Annotated in this window: 19 protein-coding genes and 1 tRNA gene; 9 read left to right on the top strand and 11 right to left on the bottom strand. The window is 65.9% G+C overall.

What is annotated here, in order from left to right:
• Nucleotide 1: 1 nt before the first annotated feature.
• Nucleotides 2–925 (bottom strand): macrolide 2'-phosphotransferase, encoded by a 924-nt coding sequence (locus AOP77_RS09950; protein WP_062213478.1) that lies wholly within the window; start codon nt 923–925, stop codon nt 2–4.
• A 116-nt stretch (nt 926–1041) separates the two neighbouring features.
• Here AOP77_RS09950 and nudC point away from each other — a divergent pair, with 116 nt between their 5' ends.
• Together nudC and AOP77_RS09940 are read left to right on the top strand one after the other, a co-directional pair.
• Nucleotides 1042–1998, top strand: a complete 957-nt coding sequence (nudC, locus tag AOP77_RS09945; protein ID WP_152649857.1) for an NAD(+) diphosphatase — start codon at nt 1042–1044, stop codon at nt 1996–1998.
• A gap of 103 nt (nt 1999–2101) precedes the next feature.
• Nucleotides 2102–4099, top strand: coding sequence for an ATP-dependent helicase (locus AOP77_RS09940; protein ID WP_062213115.1), 1998 nt, complete (start codon nt 2102–2104; stop codon nt 4097–4099).
• On the opposite strand, the gene AOP77_RS09935 is transcribed toward AOP77_RS09940, so the two are convergent.
• The 3 genes from AOP77_RS09935 to AOP77_RS09930 all read right to left on the bottom strand — a co-directional run bounded on the left by AOP77_RS09935 (nt 4052) and on the right by AOP77_RS09930 (nt 6995).
• On the bottom strand, nt 4052–5083 hold the full coding sequence (locus tag AOP77_RS09935) for a hypothetical protein (RefSeq protein WP_062213112.1): 1032 nt from the start codon (nt 5081–5083) through the stop codon (nt 4052–4054). The genes AOP77_RS09940 and AOP77_RS09935 overlap by 48 nt on opposite strands.
• Nucleotides 5084–5235: 152 nt before the next feature.
• Nucleotides 5236–5394 carry a DUF5679 domain-containing protein gene (locus AOP77_RS12425; RefSeq protein WP_169746285.1) on the bottom strand — a complete coding sequence of 53 codons (159 nt, stop codon included), beginning with the start codon at nt 5392–5394 and terminating at the stop codon, nt 5236–5238.
• 134 nt (nt 5395–5528) lie between these two features.
• Nucleotides 5529–6995: a zinc-dependent metalloprotease gene (locus tag AOP77_RS09930; RefSeq protein WP_062213109.1), complete on the bottom strand. Its 1467-nt coding sequence runs from the start codon at nt 6993–6995 to the stop codon at nt 5529–5531.
• A gap of 108 nt (nt 6996–7103) precedes the next feature.
• Here AOP77_RS09930 and AOP77_RS09925 point away from each other — a divergent pair, with 108 nt between their 5' ends.
• Together AOP77_RS09925 and AOP77_RS09920 are read left to right on the top strand one after the other, a co-directional pair.
• Nucleotides 7104–8240 carry a YlbL family protein gene (locus AOP77_RS09925; protein WP_062213106.1) on the top strand — a complete coding sequence of 379 codons (1137 nt, stop codon included), beginning with the start codon at nt 7104–7106 and terminating at the stop codon, nt 8238–8240.
• 67 nt (nt 8241–8307) lie between these two features.
• A complete protein-coding gene (locus AOP77_RS09920) occupies nt 8308–11358 on the top strand; it encodes a UPF0182 family membrane protein (RefSeq protein ID WP_236685813.1) in 3051 nt (1016 codons plus the stop codon).
• Between the two features lie 88 nt (nt 11359–11446).
• On the opposite strand, the gene AOP77_RS09915 is transcribed toward AOP77_RS09920, so the two are convergent.
• On the bottom strand, nt 11447–12202 hold the full coding sequence (locus AOP77_RS09915) for a DUF4328 domain-containing protein (protein WP_084622528.1): 756 nt from the start codon (nt 12200–12202) through the stop codon (nt 11447–11449).
• A gap of 94 nt (nt 12203–12296) precedes the next feature.
• Between AOP77_RS09915 and AOP77_RS09910 the strand changes: the two genes are divergently transcribed.
• The 3 genes from AOP77_RS09910 to AOP77_RS09900 all read left to right on the top strand — a co-directional run bounded on the left by AOP77_RS09910 (nt 12297) and on the right by AOP77_RS09900 (nt 14166).
• A tRNA-Met gene (locus AOP77_RS09910) sits at nt 12297–12370 on the top strand.
• A 99-nt stretch (nt 12371–12469) separates the two neighbouring features.
• Nucleotides 12470–13768, top strand: coding sequence for an APC family permease (locus AOP77_RS09905; RefSeq protein WP_062213101.1), 1299 nt, complete (start codon nt 12470–12472; stop codon nt 13766–13768).
• Between the two features lie 116 nt (nt 13769–13884).
• The gene (locus AOP77_RS09900; protein WP_236685812.1) at nt 13885–14166 is read left to right on the top strand and encodes a DUF427 domain-containing protein; all 282 of its coding nucleotides are present in this window, start codon (nt 13885–13887) and stop codon (nt 14164–14166) included.
• A 46-nt stretch (nt 14167–14212) separates the two neighbouring features.
• Here AOP77_RS09900 and AOP77_RS09895 read toward each other — a convergent pair whose 3' ends face one another.
• Genes AOP77_RS09895 through AOP77_RS09885 form a run of 3 tightly spaced genes read right to left on the bottom strand, consistent with a single transcriptional unit; the run spans nt 14213 to nt 15548 of the window.
• Nucleotides 14213–14581, bottom strand: a complete 369-nt coding sequence (locus tag AOP77_RS09895; protein WP_062213098.1) for a fluoride efflux transporter FluC — start codon at nt 14579–14581, stop codon at nt 14213–14215.
• Nucleotides 14578–15048 carry a fluoride efflux transporter FluC gene (locus AOP77_RS09890; RefSeq protein WP_062213095.1) on the bottom strand — a complete coding sequence of 157 codons (471 nt, stop codon included), beginning with the start codon at nt 15046–15048 and terminating at the stop codon, nt 14578–14580. The genes AOP77_RS09895 and AOP77_RS09890 overlap by 4 nt, the downstream gene beginning before the upstream one ends.
• Nucleotides 15045–15548, bottom strand: a complete 504-nt coding sequence (locus AOP77_RS09885) for a DUF2505 domain-containing protein (RefSeq protein WP_062213092.1) — start codon at nt 15546–15548, stop codon at nt 15045–15047. The genes AOP77_RS09890 and AOP77_RS09885 overlap by 4 nt, the downstream gene beginning before the upstream one ends.
• A 60-nt stretch (nt 15549–15608) precedes the next feature.
• Here AOP77_RS09885 and AOP77_RS09880 point away from each other — a divergent pair, with 60 nt between their 5' ends.
• A complete protein-coding gene (locus tag AOP77_RS09880; RefSeq protein ID WP_062213089.1) occupies nt 15609–17054 on the top strand; it encodes a sensor histidine kinase in 1446 nt (481 codons plus the stop codon).
• Between the two features lie 61 nt (nt 17055–17115).
• On the opposite strand, the gene AOP77_RS09875 is transcribed toward AOP77_RS09880, so the two are convergent.
• Nucleotides 17116–17370, bottom strand: a complete 255-nt coding sequence (locus AOP77_RS09875) for a WhiB family transcriptional regulator (RefSeq protein WP_062213086.1) — start codon at nt 17368–17370, stop codon at nt 17116–17118.
• A gap of 164 nt (nt 17371–17534) precedes the next feature.
• Between AOP77_RS09875 and AOP77_RS09870 the strand changes: the two genes are divergently transcribed.
• Nucleotides 17535–17942, top strand: coding sequence for a hypothetical protein (locus AOP77_RS09870; RefSeq protein WP_062213083.1), 408 nt, complete (start codon nt 17535–17537; stop codon nt 17940–17942).
• A 23-nt stretch (nt 17943–17965) separates the two neighbouring features.
• Here the strand turns inward: AOP77_RS09870 and AOP77_RS09865 are convergent, their stop codons facing one another.
• Both AOP77_RS09865 and AOP77_RS09860 read right to left on the bottom strand, forming a co-directional pair.
• Nucleotides 17966–21007 (bottom strand): FtsK/SpoIIIE domain-containing protein, encoded by a 3042-nt coding sequence (locus tag AOP77_RS09865; protein ID WP_062213080.1) that lies wholly within the window; start codon nt 21005–21007, stop codon nt 17966–17968.
• Nucleotides 21008–21070: 63 nt separating this feature from the next.
• On the bottom strand, nt 21071–23266 hold the full coding sequence (locus tag AOP77_RS09860) for a hypothetical protein (protein WP_062213077.1): 2196 nt from the start codon (nt 23264–23266) through the stop codon (nt 21071–21073).
• Nucleotides 23267–23274 lie beyond the last annotated feature (8 nt).

Genomic DNA, 23274 nt, shown 5'->3' with positions numbered 1-23274 from the left:
GCTAGTCCTCGTCGTCGAAGAGCAGCGCCTCGAGGTCCAGGAGCATGCCCACGCCGTCGCTCACCACGTCCGAGTTCTCGGTACGAACTCCATACATGAGCCAACGCAGCAGCGCCATTTCGGAGGCGAGGCGGGCCCGGTCAAGTAGATGCGGGTCGCGCACCTCACGTCGCGCCGCGGTGTACGACTCGGTAATGGTGTCGAGTACATCCGATGGTGCCGATGCGACGAGCCACGCCAGATCGTCCGCCGGGTCTGCAACCCGAGCGTCCATCCAGTCGACGACGCCGCTCACGTGACCGTCGGAGACCATTAGCTGATGCTCGCCCATGTCGCCGTGCACCACGGTGGTCTCGAAGCGCCACCACGAGACGTTCTCTAACTGACGCTCCCAGCGGTCAGCGAGGCGTGGCGGCACCTTGCCGGTCTGGACTCCCGCATCGAGCTCCGCCAGGCGGCGCTCGCGGTAGCTCTCCGCGCTGTATGCGGCCAGCCCTTGGTCCTCGACCAAAGAGGTGGGTAATTCGTGAATCTGGGCGATTGTCTTGCCCAGTGCGGCGGTGAGCCCAGGGCCGGGCTGAAGGCTGGCGAGTACGAGGGGAGCGCCCGGGACCTCGGTGTAGACCACCGCGCGGCCGCCCTCGGTCAGGGGAGCTGCTCCCGTGGGCTGCGGCACGTCAAAGTCGACGAGGCCGGCATCCTTAGCGCGAGCGAGCGCGATGAGCAGCCCCTTCTCCGCCTCGAGAGCAGCGCCGGCAGTCGCCCGCTTAGGAGCTCGCACCACCCAGCGCTTGCCCGTCGCGTCCTTCACGATCACCACGTCAAAATCGCTGTCGGAGTGCGGGCTACGGAGGACGTCGTAGACATCGAGTCCGGGCACGGCAACGGAGGCCAAAGCGGCGAGCGCGAGCGGTGAACGTGGCACGTGCTCACGGTAAGGCCATTTGGCACCAAATGCCACAGTCCACGCCGCCTGTATGCCGAGGTGTTCGCGCGGCGGCGCTGCGGGGTTGCTTGCGCGCGGTGGCGTAGCGTGAGGGTGTGCCCTCACAACACCCGCTCATGGACCCGCTACGCATCGATCGCTCGGCGCAGCTCCGCAACAAGATCGACCCTGCCACGTGCCACGCCATCGTGGTGCGTGACGGCGCCCTGCTGGTGCGCGACGGTCGCCTCGTGGAGCGCGAGCCCGGCAATCATCCTGACGCCGCTTTCACGGTCTACCTGGGCCGAGACGGTGACAAAGACCTTGTCGCGTTGGTTCCCGACGACGAATGGGCCGCCCGCACCGGCATGAATGCCAGCCGCGAGCATGCCGACGCGATCGCGCCCAAGCCGGCCGAGGCATCGGCCGCCTGGGTGGGCGACGGCGAGGAAATGGTGGGGTTGCGTGACGCGATTCACCTGTTTGCCGGCGCGGGCGAGGCGGGGGAGCGGGAGCACGAACTGGCCGCGACGGCGGTGGCCATCACGACGTGGCACACCAATCACCCGCGGTGCGCAAAGTGCGGCGAACCGACGCGGGTGACGACTGGTGGTTGGGTCCGCCGTTGCGACAACGACGAGCGCGACCATTATCCGCGCACCGACGCCGCGATCATTGTGGCGATCACCGACGCCGAGGACCGCCTGCTCATGGCTCACGCGTCGTATTGGTCGCCCGGACGGTTCTCGCACCTCGCGGGCTACGTCGAGCCGGGGGAGTCCTTCGAGCAGGCCGTGCATCGCGAGGTGTACGAAGAGGCATCGCTGAAGGTCCACGACCTCGTCTACGTCGGCTCGCAGCCCTGGCCGTTCCCCGCGTCAATCATGGTGGGGTTCACCGCGCGCGTCGACGACCCGAACTTCTCGCTTGACGACGACGAGATCACCGAAGCGCACTTTGTCACGCGTGCTCAACTCGCCGCCCACGTGGCCGACGGGTCAATGATCGTGGCGCCCAAGGGGTCGATCGCGCGCCGCATGATGGACGACTGGTACGGCGGCCCGGTCGTCTAGTCGGGCGTGCGCAGGGTGGGGCGGAGCCTGTGCAGAACCGCTGGCCCCTGTGCAGGCTGTGGAGACGGTGTCAGTTGTCACTCGCGCCTGACACAATGCGTGAGTGTCCTCAGCCGACGAGATCCTTGAAGCCCTAGACCCCGAGCAGCGCGAGGTCGCCACCGCGCTGCACGGTCCCGTACGCGTGCTCGCAGGAGCAGGGACGGGTAAGACCCGTGCCATCACGCACCGCATCGCCTATGGCGTGCGCGTGAACGCGTACAACCCGCAGACGGTGCTGGCGGTGACGTTCACCGCGCGGGCCGCGGGGGAGATGCGCCAGCGACTGCGCGCGCTCGGCGCCACCGGCGTCCAAGCCCGCACGTTTCACGCGGCGGCGCTGCGTCAGCTGAGTTACTTCTGGCCACAAGTCGTGGGTGGCCAGATCCCTCAGATCGTCGCGCAGAAGGCTCAGTTGGTAGGCCGCGCCGCACGCCAGGCGCGCCTCAGCGTTGATCGGCTTGCGGTGCGCGACCTCGCGAGCGAGATCGAGTGGGCCAAGGTGTCGCTGGTCGACCCATCCGACTATCCGCAGGTGATCGCGGATCTCGGGAGGCCCACTCCCGCCGGCGTCACCCCGGCGCAGGTGACCGACGTGATGCGCGCCTATGAGGATGTCAAGACGGAGGCGGTGGTGCTCGACTTCGAGGACATCCTGCTGCTGCTTTCCGACATGATTGGCCGTCATCCCGAGGTGGGCGACCAGATTCGGCGTCAGTATCGCCACTTTGTGGTGGATGAATACCAGGACGTTTCCGCGCTGCAGCAGTTCCTGCTGGACCAGTGGCTAGGCGGACGCGAGGAGTTGTGCGTGGTGGGCGACCCCGCACAGACCATCTACTCATTTGCCGGCGCATCCCCGCAGCATCTGCTCGAGTTTCCGCAGCGCTTCCCCGAGGCGACGCTGGTGCGCCTGGTGCGCGACTACCGGTCCACACCGCAGGTCGTGAACCTCGCCAACGGACTCATGAAGCAGCGAGGTACGGCACAGACCGGCGTCGAGCTGGTGGCTCAGCGACCTTCCGGCCCCGAGGTTGCCTACATCACGCACGCAGACGATGCTGAAGAGGCGACGCGCACCGCGAGCGCCATCGGCGCGTTGATCGAGGCCGGCGTGCCGACTCGCGAGATCGCAGTGCTGTATCGCATCAACAGCCAGTCGGAGGATCTCGAGGATGCGCTCAGCAAGCGCGGGATCGGCTATCTGGTGCGTGGCGGGCAGCGCTTCTTCGATCGCGAGGAGGTGCGCAAGGCCATGGTGCTGCTGCGCGGCGCAGCCGTCGCCGCCTCGGACGCGCCACTCGGGGAACGCGTGCGCGAGGCGATCATGGATGCGGGTTGGAGCGAGGAGCCGCCCGCGGACCGAGGAGCGGTCCGCGAGCGCTGGGACTCGCTGCAGGCGCTCGCGCAACTGGCCGATGACTTCGCGGCCGATGCCGCGGTCGAGGGCGAGAACACGGTCACCTTGCGCGAGTTCGTGGAGCACCTGGTGGACCGAGCGTCCGCGCAGCACGCCCCATCGGTCGAGGGCGTCACACTGACCACGATGCACGCGGCCAAGGGCCTGGAGTGGGACGCCGTGTTTGTCGTGGGGCTCTCCGAGGGACTGGTGCCCATCAAGATGGCGGAGACGGAGGAAGCGGTGAGCGAGGAACGCCGACTTCTCTACGTGGCGATCACCCGTGCCCGCGAGCACCTGACAATGAGTTATGCGATGTCGCGCAAGGAGGGCGGGCGCAGTCACCGAAAGCGCACGCGCTTCCTCGAGAAGTGGTGGCCCGATGTCCGCCAGGCGCCCACGAGGCGCCCAGATACGTCGTCCAAGCTCGCGGAACTCGACGTGGATCAGCTGCGGCTGTTCGAGTCGCTGAAGGCCTGGCGGTTGGAGATCGCCAAGGCGGACAGCAAGCCCGCCTTTACCGTTCTGGTCGACTCCAGCCTGGTTCAGATCGCGACCATGCGACCCGGCACCCTGCGCGAGCTTGCGCAAGTCAACGGCATCGGCGCCTCCAAGTTAGAAAAGTATGGACTCTTGATTCTCGAGGTCGTGGCTCAGCACTGACGAGTCGTGACATCGGCAATCGGGATGCGCGGAGACTACCGTCTCGCTGAGTAGCAGGCCGCCGCGGAGCGAGGTAGCCACCCGCCCCGCCGCTACTCGGCCGCCTCGCTCCACGCAGTCGACGCGCCATTGGCGCGGGTCCGCGATCCCGTCTTTCAGGAACCGCATCACCGCATCACACGCGACGCCGGCGGCAATGGCGCGTCCCGCCACCGAAACTTGTGGACTACGCTCGCCATTGCATTGCAACGCCACCATCGGCCAATCGGGGTCCTGCTCTGTTCGCGCGATCCCCAGGCACGTGACGCACGGCCCTTGACCGGGAACCACCAGGGGCCCCACCGTGACGCCGTACTCGTCGGTCATGACGGGCAGGTGTGGCCGGTCGGTGGCCATCAAGTCGTGGACCAGCGAGACTGTCGGGGCACCATACGCCACCACGACTACGACGTCGCCCGCCGTAGCGTCCCCCGGATGGGGTGCCAGGCAGGCCGAATGAGGAACCCAAGCGTTGACCGCGCGTACGGCGGCCTCACCTCGGCTGCGACTGAGCGTCAACGATTGCAGGTCGTGGGCGGGCAGGGGCGCGTCGTCGTCAAAAATGATGCGGTTCACTCCCGCCTGAGCAAGGCATAAGCCGATGTGCGCGCCCAGCGCATCGGCACTCATGACGCACACGCTCGAGTGCGAGTCGCCACGTGGCGTGACCTTTCGCGGAGGGCGCGTCTGCATCAGCCCGAGTCGGGTGAGTCTGTCGACCACGTGCGGGTAGGCAGTCGTATCCGCCACCTTGCGGGAGAGCGTTCCCTCGAGTTGCGCCACAAACTTCGCTTCTTCGGAAGTCAAGCCATCGAGCACCACCGGCTCGGACAGTCCTACGCGGACGCGGTTGCCATCGAGCGCGAATACCGCAAGACCGTCGCGAAGCCGTGGGCTAGTGGGAGCAAGTGCGAGTGGGGAGGGCAGATGCCGGGAGTCGTCCATTGATAGAGCCTCGCACCGCGGGGATCGCGTGGCGCGCTATCCACAGGCTGGAGTGAACCAGTCATGCCCGGTTCATCAACGTCCTAGAAAACACAAAACGGGCCGACCCGCATGGGTCAGCCCGCTTCGCGATGCGTCAAAGACGCGAAGTATTACGCCTTGCCGAGGATGCGGTTCAGCTTGGTTCCGCACTCGGGGCAAACGCCCTTCGCCATACGGCGGCCGTTCTCGGAGATGACGACGTCACCCTCGGTGGTGCGCTTTTCCTTGCACTTCACGCAGTAGAACTCACCTGAATACTTTTCGCCCATGAGGGTCTCCTTTGCTAATGGCGCGGCCGGTAAGGCCGCACATCCGTGGCCCCGGGGGCCCGTTCCCGATAAGCGTAGACGGATTTACGCACAAAAACGTTCAATTCGTGCCCGTCGTGTCGGAAGTGTCGCGATCAGGTCTGGTCGGAGTCCCCGTTTGGGCCCTTCTCTGCATCTCCGTCTGAACTCTCTTCCCCGGAGAGTGGCCCATCCGTGCTGGTCTCGCCGGATGACGCGTAGCCACCGCTGAGGAGCTTCTCGAGGTCCCTGTCCATGTCGTCGGCTGAATCGTCGCCACTGACGTACTTCCCGACCCAGGCTTCCCAGTCGCCAAGTGCATCGGCATCCGGCAGGAGGTCTGGGTGCGACCAGAGTTCGTCGCGGGCGTCGGAGCCTAGGCGCACGGACAGTGCCGCCCAAAGGGACGATGCGTCGCGCAAGCGACGCGGGCGCAGTTCCAGTCCGAGCAGTGACGCGAAGACGTCTTCTGCGGGCCCGCCCGATGCGCGGCGGCGTCGCATCATCTCGCGCAACTGTCCGATGTGAGGCAAGTGGGGGGCGGCCGCACGGGTAGTGACGTCGTCGACCCAGCCCTCGATGAGCGCGAGCATGGTCTCGATAGATTCGAGCGTCGCCGCCTGCGCCTCGGAGTGCTCAGGTGCGAAGATTCCGCGGCTGAGCGCCTTCTGAAGCTTGGCGGGATCGCCGGCCCCAGCATCCCGAACGGCCGAGTCGAGCGCCTCTGGGTCAATCGTGATGGCGCTGGCATAGCGCTCGATGGCGCTGTGAAGCTGGCCAGGGAGCCACGGCGCGGCGGCGAAGAGACGCACGTGGGCCGCCTCGCGCAGTGCCACAAACGTGCGCACCTCATCGTCGTCAATCTCAAGACCCTCGGCAAAGTCGGCGATCGCGTGCGGGACCAGCGCGACGCGCGAGTCGGTCAGCAAGGGGATCCCCAAGTCGGTGCCCCCGAATGCCTCGCGGGCCATCTCGCCAGCCGCCTGACCCATGTGCATCCCGCACACGGTAGGGCTCACGGAATTCATGATTCCCGATGCCTGGCCCGGGCCGAGCCCAAAGGCGGCCAATTCCTCGTCGCGTTCCGTGTGATCGCCGTCGCCCTCGCCGCGCAAAACGCCACCCAGGGCGTGCGAGACGCTCACGGCGACGGGGCCGGCCAAGACACGCCAGGTTGGCATCGTTGCCTCGACCCACTCGGCACGGCTCCAGACTCGCGGTGTTAGTGACGAGGGATCGAAGTCGGTGACGGCGTCGAGCCACAGCTCTGCGCGCGAGACGGCCGCGCGGTGCGTGTCCGCGACCGCGGCAGTCACTGTGGGATCGCCTCCCTGCGCCGCCACTCCACGTGCGACGTCGTGCGCCAGAGTCCAGTTGACGTCCTCGCCCTCGCTCTGAGCCATGAGAGCGCGAATCTGCGACAGGACGTGGTCCATCATTCCTGGAGACGCGGCCATCCCCGACGCGTTCGCGAGTGCGGCGGGGTCCATGCCCATGCGCTCGAGTTCCGCGAGGGCATCATCCGCGTCGTCGCCGAACAACTCACGGAGCAGCTTCATCCAAGGGGTGGTGTCGTCGTTCACGGAGCCTCCAGTACGCAAGGGCAGTCGAGGTCGACGCCCGCTTCCTCCACGGTAACGTTCGGCGACCGCGATTCGGCGCATCGTTCGCTATAAGCAATGATGGAGGGCGTGACCACACCCTCGACTCCGCCGCTCGACCCCTCGCTGGCCAATGGTGACGAGGCAGTGCCAGCAATGTCTGAGGAGCCGACGCCGCCTCCGCCTTCGCGCCGCAGTGCCGTGCTGTCAGCTGCCGGGTTGGCGACCTCGATTCTTATTGCAGTCCTGACAGTGTTGCCGTCTCCCTTCGCAATCGGGGGCCCTGGGCCCACGTTCGACACGCTTGGAGTCGACGCAGACGGCGCACCGCTGGTCGAGATTCAGGGCGCACCCACATACGACGCCTCCGGCGAGTTGCGGCTGACCACGGTCTCCGTGAGTCGCGGCGGATCGAACATGTTCACCATGGGCAGCGTGCTCGCGGGATACTTCTCGCCCCACCGCTATGTGGTCCCCGAGGAGTACGTCTTCGGCGACCCCGACCAAGAGGACCTGGTCGACGAGCAGGCTCAGCAGGACTGGATCACGTCCCAGGAGAGCGCGACCGTGTCCGCCCTCGAGGAGCTCGGCGTCGCCGTGCCGGCGAGCATCCGAGTGGCGGGCGTTCAGGACGATTCGAACGCCCTCGGCAAGCTTGAGGCTGACGACGTGTTGGTGGCCATTGACGGCACCGAGATCGACACCTACAAGCAGATGTCCGATGCTGTGAACGCCCACGATCCGGGCGACATGATCGACGTGACCGTTTTGCGCGGCACCGAGGAACTGACCGAGTCCTTCGCGATGCTCGACTCCGGTGACGGCACTGCGGTCATGGGCATCTGGATCGATCCCACGTTCGACATTCCGATCGACGTCACCGTGCAGATCGATAAGGTGGGCGGACCCAGTGCCGGCATGATGTTCTCGCTTGGCATCATGGACAAGCTCACCGAGTTGGACGAGCTCGACGGCGAAAATGTCGCGGGAACCGGGACCATCGACGCCGATGGCGACGTGGGTCCCATCGGCGGCATTCAGTTCAAGATGGAGGGCGCTCTCAATGCCGGCGCAAATTACTTCCTCGCCCCCATTGAAAACTGCGACGACGTCCGCGGGCACGTTCCGCAGGGCTTGAGCGTTTTCAGTGTGGACAACCTGGACGACGCCTACGCCGCTGTAGAAAGCATCGGCGCGGGTACCACCTCCGAACTTCCCACCTGCTAGACCCTGTGGCACGCTTGTCCACAAGCGCGAGTCGCCAGCAATCAGTTCATAAGCAAAGGAAATCTCAGTGACCTCCGAGCACGACCGCCCCTCCCGGCCGCAGCCCATAGCGACACCGCCCAAGCGTCGTTCCCCACTACTCATTGCCCTGCTGGCTGTCGCCGTGCTGGTCATTGCGGTAGTCATCACAGCCAACATCTGGACCGAAGTGGTCTGGTACCAGCAGCTTGGCTTCACCGACGTATGGCGCACCCAGTGGCTGACGCGCGCCTCCCTGTTCCTTATCTTTGGCGTCATCGCTGCGGTTGCAGTGTGGCTGTCGCTGTGGATCGCGCGCCGCGTGCGACCCGCCCAGACGGGGCAACGATCCACGCTCGACCAGTATCGCGAGCAGATCGAACCGCTCGAGAAGATCGTTATGGTCGCGCTGCCCATCTTTGTGGGCCTCATCGCGGGTGCGGCGATGTCTGCGAACTGGAAGGCCGTGCTGGCGTTCCTCAACCAGGAGTCATTCGGTGTTGCGGACCCAGAGTTTGGACTCGACGCGTCGTTCTACGTCTTCACACTCCCCGTGCTGCGCTCCTTCGTGGGCTTCTATCTCGCCATCACGATCGTGTGCATGGTGCTCGCGGCCTTCGTTCACCTGCTGTACGGAGGAATCGGCGGCGGTGGGCGCAAGTTCGTGGCATCGGGCGGGGCCCGAATTCAGCTCGCCATTATGGGCCTGCTGGTCATGCTCGGCATCGCAGCCAACTACTGGCTCGACCGCTACGCACTGCTGAACAAGCAGGGTGAGCGCTTCTACGGAGCGTCCTACACCGACGTGAACGCGATCCTGCCGGCCCGCGGAATCCTCGTGGGTATTGCGATCCTGGTGGGAATCTCCTTCCTCGTCGTGATCTGGCGCGGCGACTGGCGTATCCCCGCCATGGGCGTGGCACTCATGGTGCTCAGCGCCATCGTCGTGGGTTGGGCCTACCCGGCCGTCGTGCAGCGCTTCCAGGTAGAGCCGAACGCTCAGGAGCTCGAGGCGACCTACATTCAGCGCAACATTGATGCGACCCGGTACGCGTATGGCCTCGACGACATCGAGGTCACGCAATACGACGCGAAGACCGAGGCGCAAACCGATGCGCTGCGGGACGACGCGGAGACCACCACGCAGATCCGTCTGCTGGACCCCAACGTGGTGTCGCCCGCGTTCCAGCAGCTCGAGCAGAACAAGCAGTACTACAACTTTGCCGCCAACCTCAACGTTGACCGTTACGACATCAACGGCGAACTGCGCGATACCGTGATCGCAGTGCGCGAGCTGAACCTCGACGGCCTCGGCGACGAGAACCGCAACTGGGTAAACGACACCACGGTCTACACCCACGGGTTCGGCGTTGTTGCCGCCTACGGAAACAAGACCCAACTCGACGGACAGCCCGACTTCTACGAGGGAGGCATCCCGTCTACTGGAGAGCTTCCTGACTACGAGCCGCGCATCTACTTTGGCGAGACCACGCCTCCGTACTCGATCGTCGGCGCCCCCGAGGGTACGCCGCCGTGGGAACTTGACTACCCGACGGACAGCTCGGAAGACGTGACCGGAAACCAGGTCAACACTACGTACTCCGGCGACGGTGGCCCCAGCATCGGGAACACCTTTGCCAAGCTCATGTATGCGATCAAGTTCGGTGAGGAGCAGATCTTCTTCTCCGACCGTGTGACGGAAGAGTCGCAAATCATGTACCACCGCGAGCCGCTTGACCGCGTCTCACGTGTCGCCCCGTATCTGGAGCTCGACTCGCAGACCTACCCCGCAGTGGTCGATGGCCGTGTGGTGTGGATTGTCGATGGCTACACGACCACCACGCAGTTCCCTTACTCGGGTGCGCTGCAGTCAGACAGCCTGTTCGCAGGTGCTGAGGACCGACTGACGCCAGCGCGACTGAACTACATGCGCAACTCGGTCAAGGCCACGGTGGATGCTTACGACGGTCACGTCACGCTGTATGCGTGGGACCCTGAGGACCCGATCATCAAGACCTGGGAAAATATCTTCCCGAACGATATGAAGCCCATGGACGAGATCTCGTCTCAGCTGATGAGCCACTTGCGCTACCCCCAGGACATGTTCACGGTGCAGCGCTACCAGCTCACGAGCTACCACGTGGACGACGCATCGTCGTTCTACTCGGGTCAGGACTTTTGGCGCAACCCGTCAGACCCGACGCCCGGTAGCAGTGGCCCCCAGCCGCCCTACTATCTGACGCTGCAGATGCCGGGACAGGAGGAGCCTTCGTTCTCGTTGACGAGCTCGTTCATCCCGGGTGGTAACTCGGACCGCAACGTGCTGACTGGCTACCTGTCGGTGGACTCAGAGACCGGTAACGAGGCGGGCAAGGTGGCCGAGGACTACGGTCAACTGCGACTGCTGGAGCTGCCACGTGACACGACCATCCCTGGTCCAGGTCAGGTGCAGAATAATTTCAACTCCAACTCGGACGCGCAGACCACGCTAAACCTGCTGCGCCAGGGTGAGACCGAGATTATTAACGGAAACCTGCTGACGCTGCCCGTCGGTGGCGGGTTGCTGTACGTGCAGCCCGTGTATGTCCAATCCAGCGCCGGCACGCAGGTGCCACTGCTGCGCAAGGTGTTCGTGTCCTTCGGTGACGAGGTGGGCTTCGCGGATACTCTCCAGGGCGCGCTCGACCAGGTGTTCGGTAAGGGCGCTGCGGTAACCACTGATACCGACCCGGATAACCCGGATGCCACGACGCCCGACCCGACGGAGCCGGATACTACGGAACCAGATACGACAGAGCCGGACGTCACGGAGCCCGGTGGGGAGACCACGGACACGGAGAACGAGCGTGCGCTTCGTAGCGCGCTCGCCAAGGCGCAGCAGGCCATCGAGGATGGCCAGATCGCGCTGAAGGCTGGCGACTTCGCGGCCTATGGTGACTCACAAGATGCGCTGACAAGCGCGCTTGAGGACGCCGTAGCCGCCGAGCGACGGATCCAGGAGGAAAATGGTGGTGCTGTCGAGGGGCTCCCTGAGCCGGTAGCGTCGCCTACGCCAAGTGCTGCGGCGTCCGCTGATGCTGGCGACGGCGCCTCGGCATAAGGCCAGGTACTCCGCATAGTGACACGCGAAGGGGCCCGGGAGAGCATCTGCTCTCCCGGGCCCCTTCGCGTACTTCGTGGGTGCGGTGCTAGTCCTCGAGGTGGCGGTTCGTGACGCGGCGGATGATGACCACTAAGAATGCCCAAGACACGATCGTGGCCACGGTAGCTACATATATGAGAGGCACAAGGGCGTCGAGCGCGTCGGGATTCGTGTACTCACCGGTGGTGAAGTCGATGCCGGAGAACGACACCACGTAGGTGCCGACCGACGTAAGCCAGACCAGGCACCAGGCAATCCACCAGCCCAGCAGGATGCCCACACTGACCTTGCGGCGCGCGATGGCCTTCATGCCCAGGAACGGCAAGATGTAGTTTGCGATGGGCACGAACCAACCCCACCACTCCACCCGCGGCGGGCCGCCAGCGCGGATGCCCCTCTTTGCGAGGTTGGAGCGGATTCGCGTCATCCACAGTGCGAGCACCACAAACGCCGCGATTCCAATCACCGCGGAAAGGAGCTGCGTGACGCTCCCCGTGACGTCGGTCTGCGTGGATCCCGATTCAATGGCGTCCTTGGCACGATCGGTGGCATCCTGTGCGCCGAACGCAGCGGCCACCTGGACGAGCGTGTACACCCCCGTAAGCGCGATGGTGGTTATCGCGAGGCCTTGCGGGCGCTCCGGCTCCCACCCCGTCGCCTGGAATCCGCCGGGTGGCGGCACATGGCTTGGTGTGGGAGGGGGAGGTGGAGGCGTGGGCGCTGCCATCCCCGAGGGTGTAGAAAGGGCGTCTTCCTGCCCGGGACGCGGTGTGTGTGGATCGTCAGGTATAGGTGTGGTCATGCGCCCGACTCTAACGAAAGAGGGAGGAGATCGCAGGTGGAAATCAGGCGATTAGGTCAGTGACCAAACGCACTGTAGAGTGATGGCTTACCGACGCGGGGTGGAGCAGCTCGGTAGCTCGCCGGGCTCATAACCCGGAGGTCGCAGGTTCAAATCCTGTCCCCGCTACTTGCAGAAGTAGATACAAGAAAACCCCCTCCTCCGGGAGGGGGTTTTCTTGTTCCCGCGCAAGTACGCTAGCCGCGTGACTTATCTTCGGTGCGCGCCATGACCTCCACAACCCGGCGCATCGGCGTAATAGCTGCCACCGGCATCGGGGTCGGCTCGATGCTCGGTGCCGGAGTGTTCTCAGACATGTGGTCGGCCGTGCTGGGCGCCGGTGACTGGTACCTCGCAGCGGTCGCCCTGGCCGCGTTGGTCGCGCTCGCGAACGCACTGTCCACCGCCCAGCTAGCCAGCAGGTATCCCGTCGCGGGCGGAGCCTATGCGTATGGTCGCGCAGAGTTGGGGGCTTTTCCTGGGCACGTGGCGGGCGCAGCGTTTCTGGTGGGCAAAACGGTCTCCGTTGCCGTGGGCGCGCTGGTGCTCGGCGCCTACGTGCTGCCAGGGCACGCGCAGTGGATCGCCACGGCCGCGGTGGCTCTCGCGTGGGCCCTCAATGCGCGCGGGATCACCAAGACCGCGACCGGAGCCACCGTGATTGCAGTGGTGGTGACGCTGGCACTAATGGGCATTGTGTGCGCAGCGGTGGCGGGCCATGGGGAGGTGCCGCAGGGCCTTCGCTTCGCGCAGGAATCTGGACCGGTTGCGACGTTCCTGGTCGGGGCATCGTCCGCCTTCTTCGCCTTTGCCGGGTATGCGCGCATCGCAACTCTTGGCGAGGAGGTACGAGATCCTGCCCGCACCATCCCGAGGGCGATCATTGTGGCGCTCGCAGTGGTGGTCTCCCTCTATCTCGCGATTGCCTGGGCGCTGGCCACTTATGTTGGCGTCGATGCACTGGGCGGGTTGGCAACACGCCGCCAGGGCACGACGGTAGACGAGGGCTCGCTTGCGGGCCCCTTGGAGCAACTGGCGACCGTGGGCCACCTACCACTCGTCGTCGTCACCGTCGCCGCTACCATGGCGACTTTTGGGGCGATGCTCGCCGTGATGGCGGGCGCGGGTCGCACCGCCATGGCGATGGCACGCGAGCGTGACTTGCCTTCAACGCTGGCTGTGCAAGGCTCATCCGGTGCGCCGTGGCGCGCGGAGTTGGTCGTGGCACTGGTTGCGGTCGCCTTGGTATGGACGAGCGGCACCAACCTGTTACTGGTGTCCGTCGCGACGGTGCTGACGTACTACGCGGTGGCCAACCTGGCCGCGATCAGGCAACGAGTGGCGGGCCGTACGGAGGGTCTGCGTGTACCAGTCGAAGTGTCTGCTGCGGGGTTGGTCGCATCGCTTGTCCTCGCAGGCGTGGCCCTTAGCGCGAGCACCGATGATGTGGCGCCCACGCTGGTGGTGCTGGCGCTGGTCGTCGGCTGGCCGGCGGTGGGTTGGGTAGTGCGCAAGCGCCGCGAGTAGCCCAACTTCCGGGATCTTGGGCAGCCGCAGGAATGTCGGGTGCCGTGACGCTGTTGGCCAAGGTGAGAGGCCGCTGGCACCAATCCATTGCGCGGCTGACTACCGATGGAGGAATCATGAAGGCAATCTGGAACAACACCGTCATTGCGGAGTCCGACCACACCGAAATCGTGGAGGGCAATCACTACTTCCCAAGGGACAGCATTAAGGCGGAGTATTTTCAGTCGTCCGACATGGAAAGCGTCTGCCCTTGGAAGGGCTCGGCGACGTACGAGGACGTCGTGGTGGACGGAGAGGTCAACAAGGACGCCGCGTGGCACTATGACGACCCCAAGCCGCGCGCGGAGAACATTCGCGAGCACGTCGCTTTCTGGCGCGGCGTGACCATCGAGGAATAGAACGCACCGGCCGATGCTTGGGCTGGGTGTCCTTGTGGGTGGGGCCTTAGAGCCAGCCAACGAGGGCCCAGCCGAAGCCGGCTCCCAGTAGTCCGCCCACGAACGTAGCCGCGAGGTAACTCATCGAGTAGGTGAGTCTGCCCCCTCGCCACAGCACCACGGCATCGACCGAGAGGGTCGAGAAGGTCGTGAGCCCGCCCGCGAAGCCGCCTCCGGCGATCAGCGTGAGTTGGTCCGCGTGCGGCGCAGTGAGGGCAATGTGAGCGATGACGCCCAGGGTGAAGCTGCCGAGTAGGTTGGCGCCAAAGGTGGGCCACGGTAGTTTCCACCGCGCGTTCATCTTGGACAGCCCAAAGCGCACTACCGCTCCGGCACCGCAGGCCAGGGCCGCCGCGAGATAGATCAGCGGGCTCATGCGCGTTCCCCGCCTGCAGCATCGCCCTCAGTCGGCACGTGAGAGTCGTGCACCACGCCGTCGGGCTCATTGGCAAGATTCTCCACGAATTCGGTCGCGCGCGAGCCGCGAGCCCCCAGGCTCCATCCCCATGCCGCCGCGCCAAACGCGAGCACCATGTTGAGGGCGAGCACGCCGGCCGCGAGGCCCAGGCTGGTGCCGGCCGTCCAGTGCAGGGACGCGATGGCGGAGAACGTCGTGAATCCGCCAAGCAGCCCCGGTCCGATCAGGGGGAAGTGGCGGTGTCCACCCATGGCCTCGCTACGCGCGGCCACCGCGCCCAGCACGAATGATCCGACCACGTTGATGGTGACGACGTCCCACGCGACACCCTGCGCACCGGCGGGAAACAGGAGGTCAAGGCCGATGCGGAGGGCGCCACCAAGGGTGCCGCCGATAAACACCTGGACCGGTGCAGGAAGGGTCATGCCCGGTTGGCGAGCCAGGTGTCTGCTGCGGCGAGCTCGGCAACGAACCCGGTCTCCATCGCCTGCGCCACGGCGCGTTCGATGATCGCACCAATCAACGGCACGCTTACGGATATCTCGCCGGTCGCGAGAAACTCCACGGTCCCGTCGCCGGGCGTCAGGCCGATTGCCCCTGAGACATGGCCGGGTGCGCCCACGATCTCCATCGCGAAGGTGCCGACGCGGTCCGACTCGGCCGGGTTGGGTGGCTCCCAGGCCTCGGTGTACTTCACCTTGAGGTCTTTACTCACAAAGCTCTGGAACTCGGCAGGAATCGACGCCGATGGCACGACGCGGCGAATCAGCACAGTAAAGGCCTGGTCCGGCTCCCCATCGACCAGGACGTCCTGGTCTGCGGCTCCAGAGGCATTTGCACGCACTGCGGCAAACTCCTCGTCAGCGAGCATTGCTATGACGCGGTCGAGACTCGCGTGAAACGTGTGCTGGTGAATTATCTTCATGGACGCCCTCCAAGGTGTCACCAGGCTACCGCGCCTGCGCGCGACCCTTAGGCTAGAGGCGTGGCAACTTTGCGCGAGACCGCCGAGCGGTTCGGACCCCTCACCGATGCTGAGGCGGACTGGTTGGCATTGCTGACCGCCGATTGGCAGATTATCGCGGACCTTGCGTTCGCTGATTTGGTCATGTGGCGGGAGGTGCCGGACGGGTTCGTCGCGGTGGCCCAGTGCCGCCCCTCGACCGGTCCCACAGTTCATCAAGACGATGTCGTGGGGACGATGGCGGGTCCCACTCGCGTCGCTCATCTGCGCAGAGCCCTCGATGAGGGCACCATAGTTGCGTCCCGCGAGCCGCGCTGGGACGAGACTTATGCGGTGCGGGAGGATGCACTGCCAGTGGTGATGAACGGTCGCGCCATCGCGGTGCTGACGCGCGAGGTGTCGCAGGTGGTTTCCCGTTCGTCATCGCGGCTTGAATTGAACTACAAGGGCGCCTCCGATGATCTGCTGCGCATGATTACTCAGGGCGAGTTCCCGGTCCATACGTCGGTGACGGGGCCCAAGCGCGGTGCTCCTCGCGTGGGTGACGGAGTCTTGCGGCTCGACTCGGTCGGTCACGTGACATATGCGTCGCCTAATGCGTTGTCGTGCTTTCATCGGCTCGGAGTGCACGGGCCGTTGATGAACAAGTCGCTGCCACGCGTGACCAGCGAACTCGTCACCGATCGTGGATTGATCGATGAAACGTTGGCCATGGTGGTAATGGGCCGTGCTGCCTGGCGTACTGACTTGGAAGTGAACGGCGCGTGCCTGTCGCTTCGTGCGATACCAGTCTCCGTGGATGGTTCGCGCGCCGGGGCGGTACTGCTGTGCCGCGACGTGAGCGAGTTGCGCAGGCGTGAACGCGAGCTCATCACCAAGGACGCGACAATCCGCGAGATTCACCACCGGGTGAAGAACAACCTGCAGACGGTGGCTGCGCTATTGCGGTTGCAGAGCCGGCGCGTTGAGGCTCCCGAAGCCAAGGAGGCGCTCGCGGAAGCTATGCGCCGGGTGTCCACCATCGCGCTCGTTCACGAGACGCTCTCGGGCACGCTAGACGAACTAGTGAACTTCGATGACCTCGCGGGACGCTCGATGCGGATGGCAGCTGACGTTGCCTCGCCGGGAGTGCAGGTCAAGATTGTCCGTGAGGGAGACTTCGGGCTTATTCCGGCGCAGTTTGCGTCATCGCTCGCGCTGGTCATCACGGAACTCGTGACGAACGCGGTGGAGCACGGCTTTGTGGGTCGCGAGCACGGCACCATCACGGTCACGGCGCGTCGGAATGACACCGACCTTGACGTAGTGATCGCGGATGACGGCGTTGGACTGTCAGCCAAGCCCACCGGGCTAGGGTCGCAAATTGTGACGACCCTAGTGGAAAACGAGCTTGGAGGGTCGCTGACGTGGAAGCGCGTCGCCGGTGGAAGCGAGGTCGACGTCCACGTGCAGGTGAAGGATCGTTAAGTCCCCGAGACGCTAAGCGGCCACGGCGGCGCGAGGCGCCGCCGAGGTTGCTTAACTGCGGTTACTTGGCTGCGCGGCGTGCACGGGCGGCACGGCGCTTGAGGGAGCGGCGCTCATCTTCCGACAAGCCGCCCCACACACCGGAGTCCTGGTTGTGCTCCATTGCCCACTGCAGGCAGGTTTCGCGAACGGGGCACGCGTTGCACACGGACTTCGCCTTCTCGATCTGTACCAATGCAGGGCCCGTGTTGCCGACCGGGAAGAAAAGCTCCGGGTCGTCAACTTCGAGGCAAGCAGCGCGGTCGCGCCAGTCCATAGGATCTCCTTGGGCAATGTGGCGCGGCGAAATGGACACAAAATTGTGGGATATCGCCGCGGCCGTTGCGGTTTGACTTCTTTAAGGTTCTCATGGTTACGAACAGGTGACAAGAGATAGACGATGTGTCGTCGCTCACAATCGGTCAAGGTAGTTTGGGGAACATGAACAAGGACAGTGCTAGGCGCGGCCGAAAACTCGAGATTTTTGCAGCAGTTGGGCTCGGCATTGAGGCTATTTTGCTGGCCTTTGCGGCGCTCGCTTACGGCTTTTACGCGATCTTTGGCGACCCGCGCGACGTGGGTTTCATTGCTGGAGTCGGGGTGTTCTGCCTGGCACTTGCCGTGGGAGTGGGTTTCGGCGCGCGTGGAATGTGGCAGTCACGGCGGTGGGCGCGCTCCATCGCGCTGACGTGGCAGGTGTTCCAGGCGGGGCTCGGACTGTCCATCATCTCGACGCGACCCGTCGTAGCCGTTGTTTTGATTGTTGTCGCCCTGGGAGTCGCCGGTTGTGTCATGGCGCGCGCGGGCAAGGACGACGCTGCGGAGCCACCGACGGCCGGTCAAGGATAGTTTTTGCGTCGCGGGGTCTATGTTCATGCCGGGATCTGGGCGGCGTCGACGCCGTCGTCGCTGACGATCACTACTCGCCCTGGTTGTGGCGTCGGATCCGCCAGCCCGATGTGCGCTGTGCCGCACGCGTCGCGCACCGCGCGTGGTGTGGGCTGAACCAACACGATCATGCCTGTGGGCTTGGTGAAGCCAGGGAAACTGATGAGGTCGTCGCGCACGGTTACTTCTGTGGCGACAAGGCGCTCGACGTGAGCAACGACGGCGTCTCGCTCGCCCGAAGGCGGGCCCACCACCGTGAGCGGGCCATCAGGAACGAGAATTGGGCGGGCATCGTCCCCGCCCACCGCCAGGAGTCGGGGGTCAGCTTCGCAGCTGCGCGCGACCGCGGCGGCGTTGGGAAGCCGCTCCACGAGCCGCACCGGGGGAGCCCCGGAATCGCGGGGGAGGCACAGTTGCACCTCGCACCATTGCCCCTGAGTGCCCAACCTTCCGCGTCCCGCGAGGGCGGGGCGACCCGCGAGCGTACGCGGCACGTTCCACAGGGCGTCGTCCGCAGCATCAGCTCCGGACAGCACAACCCGACTGCCAGCCGATGACGCGAGCCGTGCTGGGTCGTGAGTTGCGAGCGCGATGGCGGTCGGTAGCCCGCGGGCCATGCGACGCATGAGCAGCTCCGCCGGCGTGCCGAGGTCGACCTCGGCGAGCATGGCTAGAGCGCTGCCCGCGTCGTCGACAAGGAGAAGCACGTCCGCTCGGTCGTGAGCGAGGGCGACGGTTCGTGCCGCCTCGCGGGCATCCGCAGGGAGCGGTACGGCGGTCAGTCCTGCGAGGGGAGCCTGGGTGCGGAGCAACTCGAGTGCCGCAGAGCGTCCCGCTCCACGTGGACCGATGAACGCGATAGGCCCGGTTGAGGGCTGCCAGCCCACAAGGTCCTGCCGTCGCTCGGCCGGCCAGTCGGCCAAACCCAGCGTCAGCATCGGGCTGCCGACGTTCTCTGGCGGTGGAGGCAGGGCCACACTGGTGGGCAACGGGTCGCGCCACAGGCGGGCTGGCAGGTCGACACCCTGCCAACGCTCGGCCGTAGCGCGGGCGAGATCGGCGGGAGCAGCCGCGACCACTTCTCCGGCGGGGCGCACGGGAGCGGTGGCATGCAACGTGGGCTGCGCGACCTGGACGCGAACGTGGTCTGAGCCGTGCGCGACGATTGCCCTACCCGGCCTGTCGGCAGGAAGGGAGGCAGCATCGGCCGTCCCGAGCAGGTCCTGTGACTCGCCAGTAGACGCGACTCTCAGTGCCACCGTGGTGGACACATTGGCGCGGATCTCCGGAGTCACTGCGCCGGCCGGGCGCTGCGTGGCAAGCACCAGATGCAGGCCGAGCGAACGCCCCTGGGCAGCGAGGCGCGCCAAGTGCGGAAGGAAGTCCCGGTGGTGCTGGGCGATCTCCTGATACTCGTCCGCGACCACCAGGAGCCGGGGCGGCGCCCCGCCCGCCTGTTCCCACTCGGCAAGGGAACCGTACCCGGCCTGCGAAACCTGGCGCTTGCGATGATCGAGTTCGGCACTGAGAGCGACCAGCGCGCGCTCCGCGAGGTGAGAGTCGAGGTCCGTGAGACTGCCCACGACGTGCGGCAGGTCCATACAGTGACGTAGGCCGGCGCCGCCCTTGAAGTCGATGAGTGCGACGGTCAGGTCCGCGGGGGAGTGCCGGTGTGCGAGGCCCAGCACCAGCGTCTCGAGCAACGCGGACTTGCCCGACCCGGTGGTGCCCGCCACCAGGAAGTGGGGGCCTTGAAGGTCCAGGTCGAGGGACACCGCACCGGCCGCGCCCACGCCGATGGGAGTGGACAACGTACGGCCGGGCCTCGTCGGCTGGTCCACCGGCAAGTCCGCCCATGCGACGTCGTCCGGCAACGACTCGGCGGCTCGTGTGCCGGCTATCAGCCGAGCCACGGCATCGGCTGTGTGCTGCGAGATCTCGCAGCGGCGCGCCACCCTCGTCGCAGTGCCGGTGCGCACGTGGGTCTCGTCCCCATGGATCTCGACCACCGTTGCCGCCCACGAGGGGGCGGAGGCGCCCTCCGCCATCACCATGACGCTTTGCTCCCGCGTGGCGCGAGGCAGCCACCGCATCCAGAGCTCAGCCCATTCGTCGCCGTGAGGGCGCAGCCGCTGTGCGAGCACCAGGCCGCGTGCGGTCGCCGCCGCGAGCGGGACGGGACCCACGACGGCCACCGGCCCTGCCATGGGCGCCGCTGACGGCTCGAGGGTGGGGCACGGGTCCGCGGGGCCGGTGACGTCCCCCTCATCATCCTCACCCCGTCGGAGCCGTTGCGCGAGCATCGGTATACCTACTATCAGCGGATACCCCAGCGCCAGCAGCGCGAAATACCAGCGCCCAGTCATCACCGCGAGCATGATGCCGGTGAGCGCCCCGGCGCCGATCGCACTGAGCTGTGACGCCGAAGCGTGAGGTCGGTGCCCAGTCTTGACGGCGTCTGGACCCGGACGCGGCCGTACCTCGACGACGGACCCTCCGACCAAGAGGTGCTCGCCAGGTCGTGGCTTGAGCCGGCGAGATCGCTTCCGCGTGCCGTCGCCGCGCCGGAGCATCGTGCCATTGCGCGAGCCCGCGTCACGCACCCATGGCGAGTTACCGAAGCCCGCATGCGCATGTTCGGTGCTCACCGCATTGTCCGCGAGCGTCAGGTCACACGACTCTCCACGGCCGATGCTGAGGCCGTCGCGCGTGAGGGGCACCATGCGCCCAGCGTCCGGGCCGCACGTGACGGCGAGATGGGGATCCGTGAGACGCACCTCCGGAGCCCCAGGGCCGCGCTGCAGCGATGCGCCGTGAACCAACGGCGGAACTCCCGCCCGGTGATCGGGATCGAGCCGCACTGAGCCGCACCACACCGCGACCGTACCGGTCGCGTCAGCTCTCGCGGCGACTCCGTGACCGTGAGGGCCGGGGGAGTCGGTCATGGTGATGTACGCCGCGATGTCCGCGCAGGTCGCCGCCGCCGACAGGTCCAGGTCCACACGGTTGTCCCACGTCACACGCATGACACCAGAGTGGCTCGCGCTCACCGCATCGCGCTAGGCGTGCGTCGTTTCTGTGGAGAACTCTTACGAAGCCTCGGAGAGGGACTCCGGGACGGATACGGAATCGAGTGTGCCATCGGCGCCCACTATCCCCGCGTACCAGGTGTATTGGCGATCCGAGTAGGTCCGGGGGATGTTCTGCAACGTGTATGACGCAGTGCGCACGGTGGAGTCGACCGCGGGGGCGGGAATCCCGCCATTCCAGGTGAACCAGTCGGTGTTGCGGGTCAGCACCACCGGCGCCTGCCCCCACACCTCGGTCATCGAGATGAGTGTCTCCGGAGTGGGTTCCACCAGCGCAAGCACCACCGGCTGGTCGCACATCACGCGCAGCGAGCCAAAGTGGGACGAGGTTCCCGCGAGCACGATGGGCCTGTCGCCCGCGACTTCACACAGGTCGCTGAGCTGGTCGCGGGCGCCGAGCATTTCCCGCGTGGTGACGTTAGTCGCGCTGCTAATGGGCATGGGTTCTCCCGGCTGGATTGAAAGCCAAGCCGTCAGGGGCGCAAGCAGCACGACGGCTGCGGCCCACTTGCGTCCGCTGGCGCGCGCCGACGCCGTACGAAGCCGTCCCGCAAGCCACCACGCCCCGATCGCGGCGGCTAGTACAAACCCGGGCATGGCCGCGGGCTCGAATCGACGGATCGCCCAAATCTGGTCGGGGATGATCGAGGGGTTCCATAGGTACAGCAAGGTGGGCGCGAGGATGGCCCCGAGAAATACCGCCCAGGTCCCGTCGCGGCGCACCATGCGGTAGGCGGCCACACCGAATCCGACGATGGCGAGCGCGACCAGCACCCACGTGAGGTAGTAGCTCATCCAGGTCATGGTCGACTCGGCATAGGTTCGGGTGCCGTCGACCGGCAGACCGGCCGCCTTCTGGAAGGACTCGACCACGCCGTTCGCGAAGATCTCGTTTGACTTGACCGTGCCTCGCCGCGCGATCATCCACAACGGCCGCGAGGCGAGGATCGCAAGCAGGCCACTGACGGCAATCCCGATGCCGATGGCGCCCCGGCGTCCCAGGACGGATCGCAGCGAGGTCAGAAGGCGGTCGCCGCGCAGTTGCGGGCCCCACGTCGCCATCCAGAGCCCCAGAACTACCGCGGCCGCAAAGTAGACAGAGACTAACGCGATGGCCTGTCCCTCAAGTCGCACCAGGTACTCGTTCGCCCATCGCCACAGCGACACGTAGCCGAGCGCAAGGGCGACGGCCTGCGTGCCGGCAAACGCAAAGCCTGCCCGCATACGCCACGCTCGTGGCGCATCGGACAGTGCGAGCGCAATGATCACACCCGCGAGGGCACCCACCGCGAACGAGGCGCCGTCGATGCGGATAAACGTCGTTGCCCCCGAGGTGATGCCGGCGGCGAGCAGCAGCCCTAGCCGCTTCTCCTTGACGCCGCGCCAGGCCCACAGCACACCAGCGACCACGAGCACGAGGGTGAGGGGCTCGGTGTAGCCGGCGCGTGACAATCCAATGTGGGACACAGTGAGGGCGATGGCACCGGCCGGTGCGAGCGACGCATAGGGGCCGAGGAATCGGCGAGCAAGCGCGTAGACGGCCAGGATCCCCACTCCGCCGATCACGACGTTGGCGGCAAGGACGCCAGTCTCGCCCGCGAGCCAGCCGCCAACTGACAGGGTGGCGGGCAGCATCTTGGCTCCCTGCGGCTGGATCACGTCGCCGTAGAGATTCCAGGCTTGTGCGGCGTCGGGCAGCATATTGAGCTGCGTCTCGGCGGCCTCGACGGAGCCACGTGTGGGGATGTCCGTGCTGGGGTGACGGGCCAGCCACATGCCCGACAGCGTCAGAAAGCCGGGGTCGCGCACCACAATGAGGTACTCGGCCGCCATGGCAATGTTCGCGACGCACCATGCGATGGTGCCTCCTACGGCGACGGCCGCCGCGCGCGCTGCGGAGACTGTCACGGCGGCGCGGTGTGCCAGTGCGGTCCATGTCGCGGCCACCAAAATTGCGGCGAGCGGCAGCACCGTCCACCAATAGTGAATGCCGAGGCTGACGGTGGCACCCGCGGCAAGTGCGAGGGCGACCAATATCTGGACTGTCCGTTCTGGCATCGCTACCAGCGCAGATTGCGCACGTGAGGGAGTAGCAGGCGCGTGCAGGACGGTAGCGGAGGTCACGAGCGCCCAGCCTACCGGGAACAGAAACGGGAAAACGATGCTCGCCTTGAGTGCGGCCTGCGCGCGAGGCATTGCAATGT

The sequence above is a fragment of the Demequina oxidasica genome (assembly GCF_000975115.1).
GTDB lineage: Bacteria > Actinomycetota > Actinomycetes > Actinomycetales > Demequinaceae > Demequina > Demequina oxidasica.
Note: the sequence above shows the minus strand (reverse complement) of the source record. Positions and strands in the feature narration are given on the sequence as shown.

Coding starts and splice junctions, on each gene's coding strand:
- AOP77_RS09935 (WP_062213112.1), bottom strand. CDS start 5,083: ATGGACGACTCCCGGCATCTGCCCTCCCCACTCGCACTTGCTCCCACT.
- AOP77_RS12425 (WP_169746285.1), bottom strand. CDS start 5,394: ATGGGCGAAAAGTATTCAGGTGAGTTCTACTGCGTGAAGTGCAAGGAA.
- AOP77_RS09915 (WP_084622528.1), bottom strand. CDS start 12,202: ATGACCACACCTATACCTGACGATCCACACACACCGCGTCCCGGGCAG.
- AOP77_RS09905 (WP_062213101.1), top strand. CDS start 12,470: ATGACCTCCACAACCCGGCGCATCGGCGTAATAGCTGCCACCGGCATC.
- AOP77_RS09900 (WP_236685812.1), top strand. CDS start 13,885: ATGAAGGCAATCTGGAACAACACCGTCATTGCGGAGTCCGACCACACC.
- AOP77_RS09895 (WP_062213098.1), bottom strand. CDS start 14,581: ATGAGCCCGCTGATCTATCTCGCGGCGGCCCTGGCCTGCGGTGCCGGA.
- AOP77_RS09890 (WP_062213095.1), bottom strand. CDS start 15,048: ATGACCCTTCCTGCACCGGTCCAGGTGTTTATCGGCGGCACCCTTGGT.
- AOP77_RS09885 (WP_062213092.1), bottom strand. CDS start 15,548: ATGAAGATAATTCACCAGCACACGTTTCACGCGAGTCTCGACCGCGTC.
- AOP77_RS09875 (WP_062213086.1), bottom strand. CDS start 17,370: ATGGACTGGCGCGACCGCGCTGCTTGCCTCGAAGTTGACGACCCGGAG.
- AOP77_RS09870 (WP_062213083.1), top strand. CDS start 17,535: ATGAACAAGGACAGTGCTAGGCGCGGCCGAAAACTCGAGATTTTTGCA.
- AOP77_RS09865 (WP_062213080.1), bottom strand. CDS start 21,007: ATGCGTGTGACGTGGGACAACCGTGTGGACCTGGACCTGTCGGCGGCG.
- AOP77_RS09860 (WP_062213077.1), bottom strand. CDS start 23,266: ATGCCTCGCGCGCAGGCCGCACTCAAGGCGAGCATCGTTTTCCCGTTT.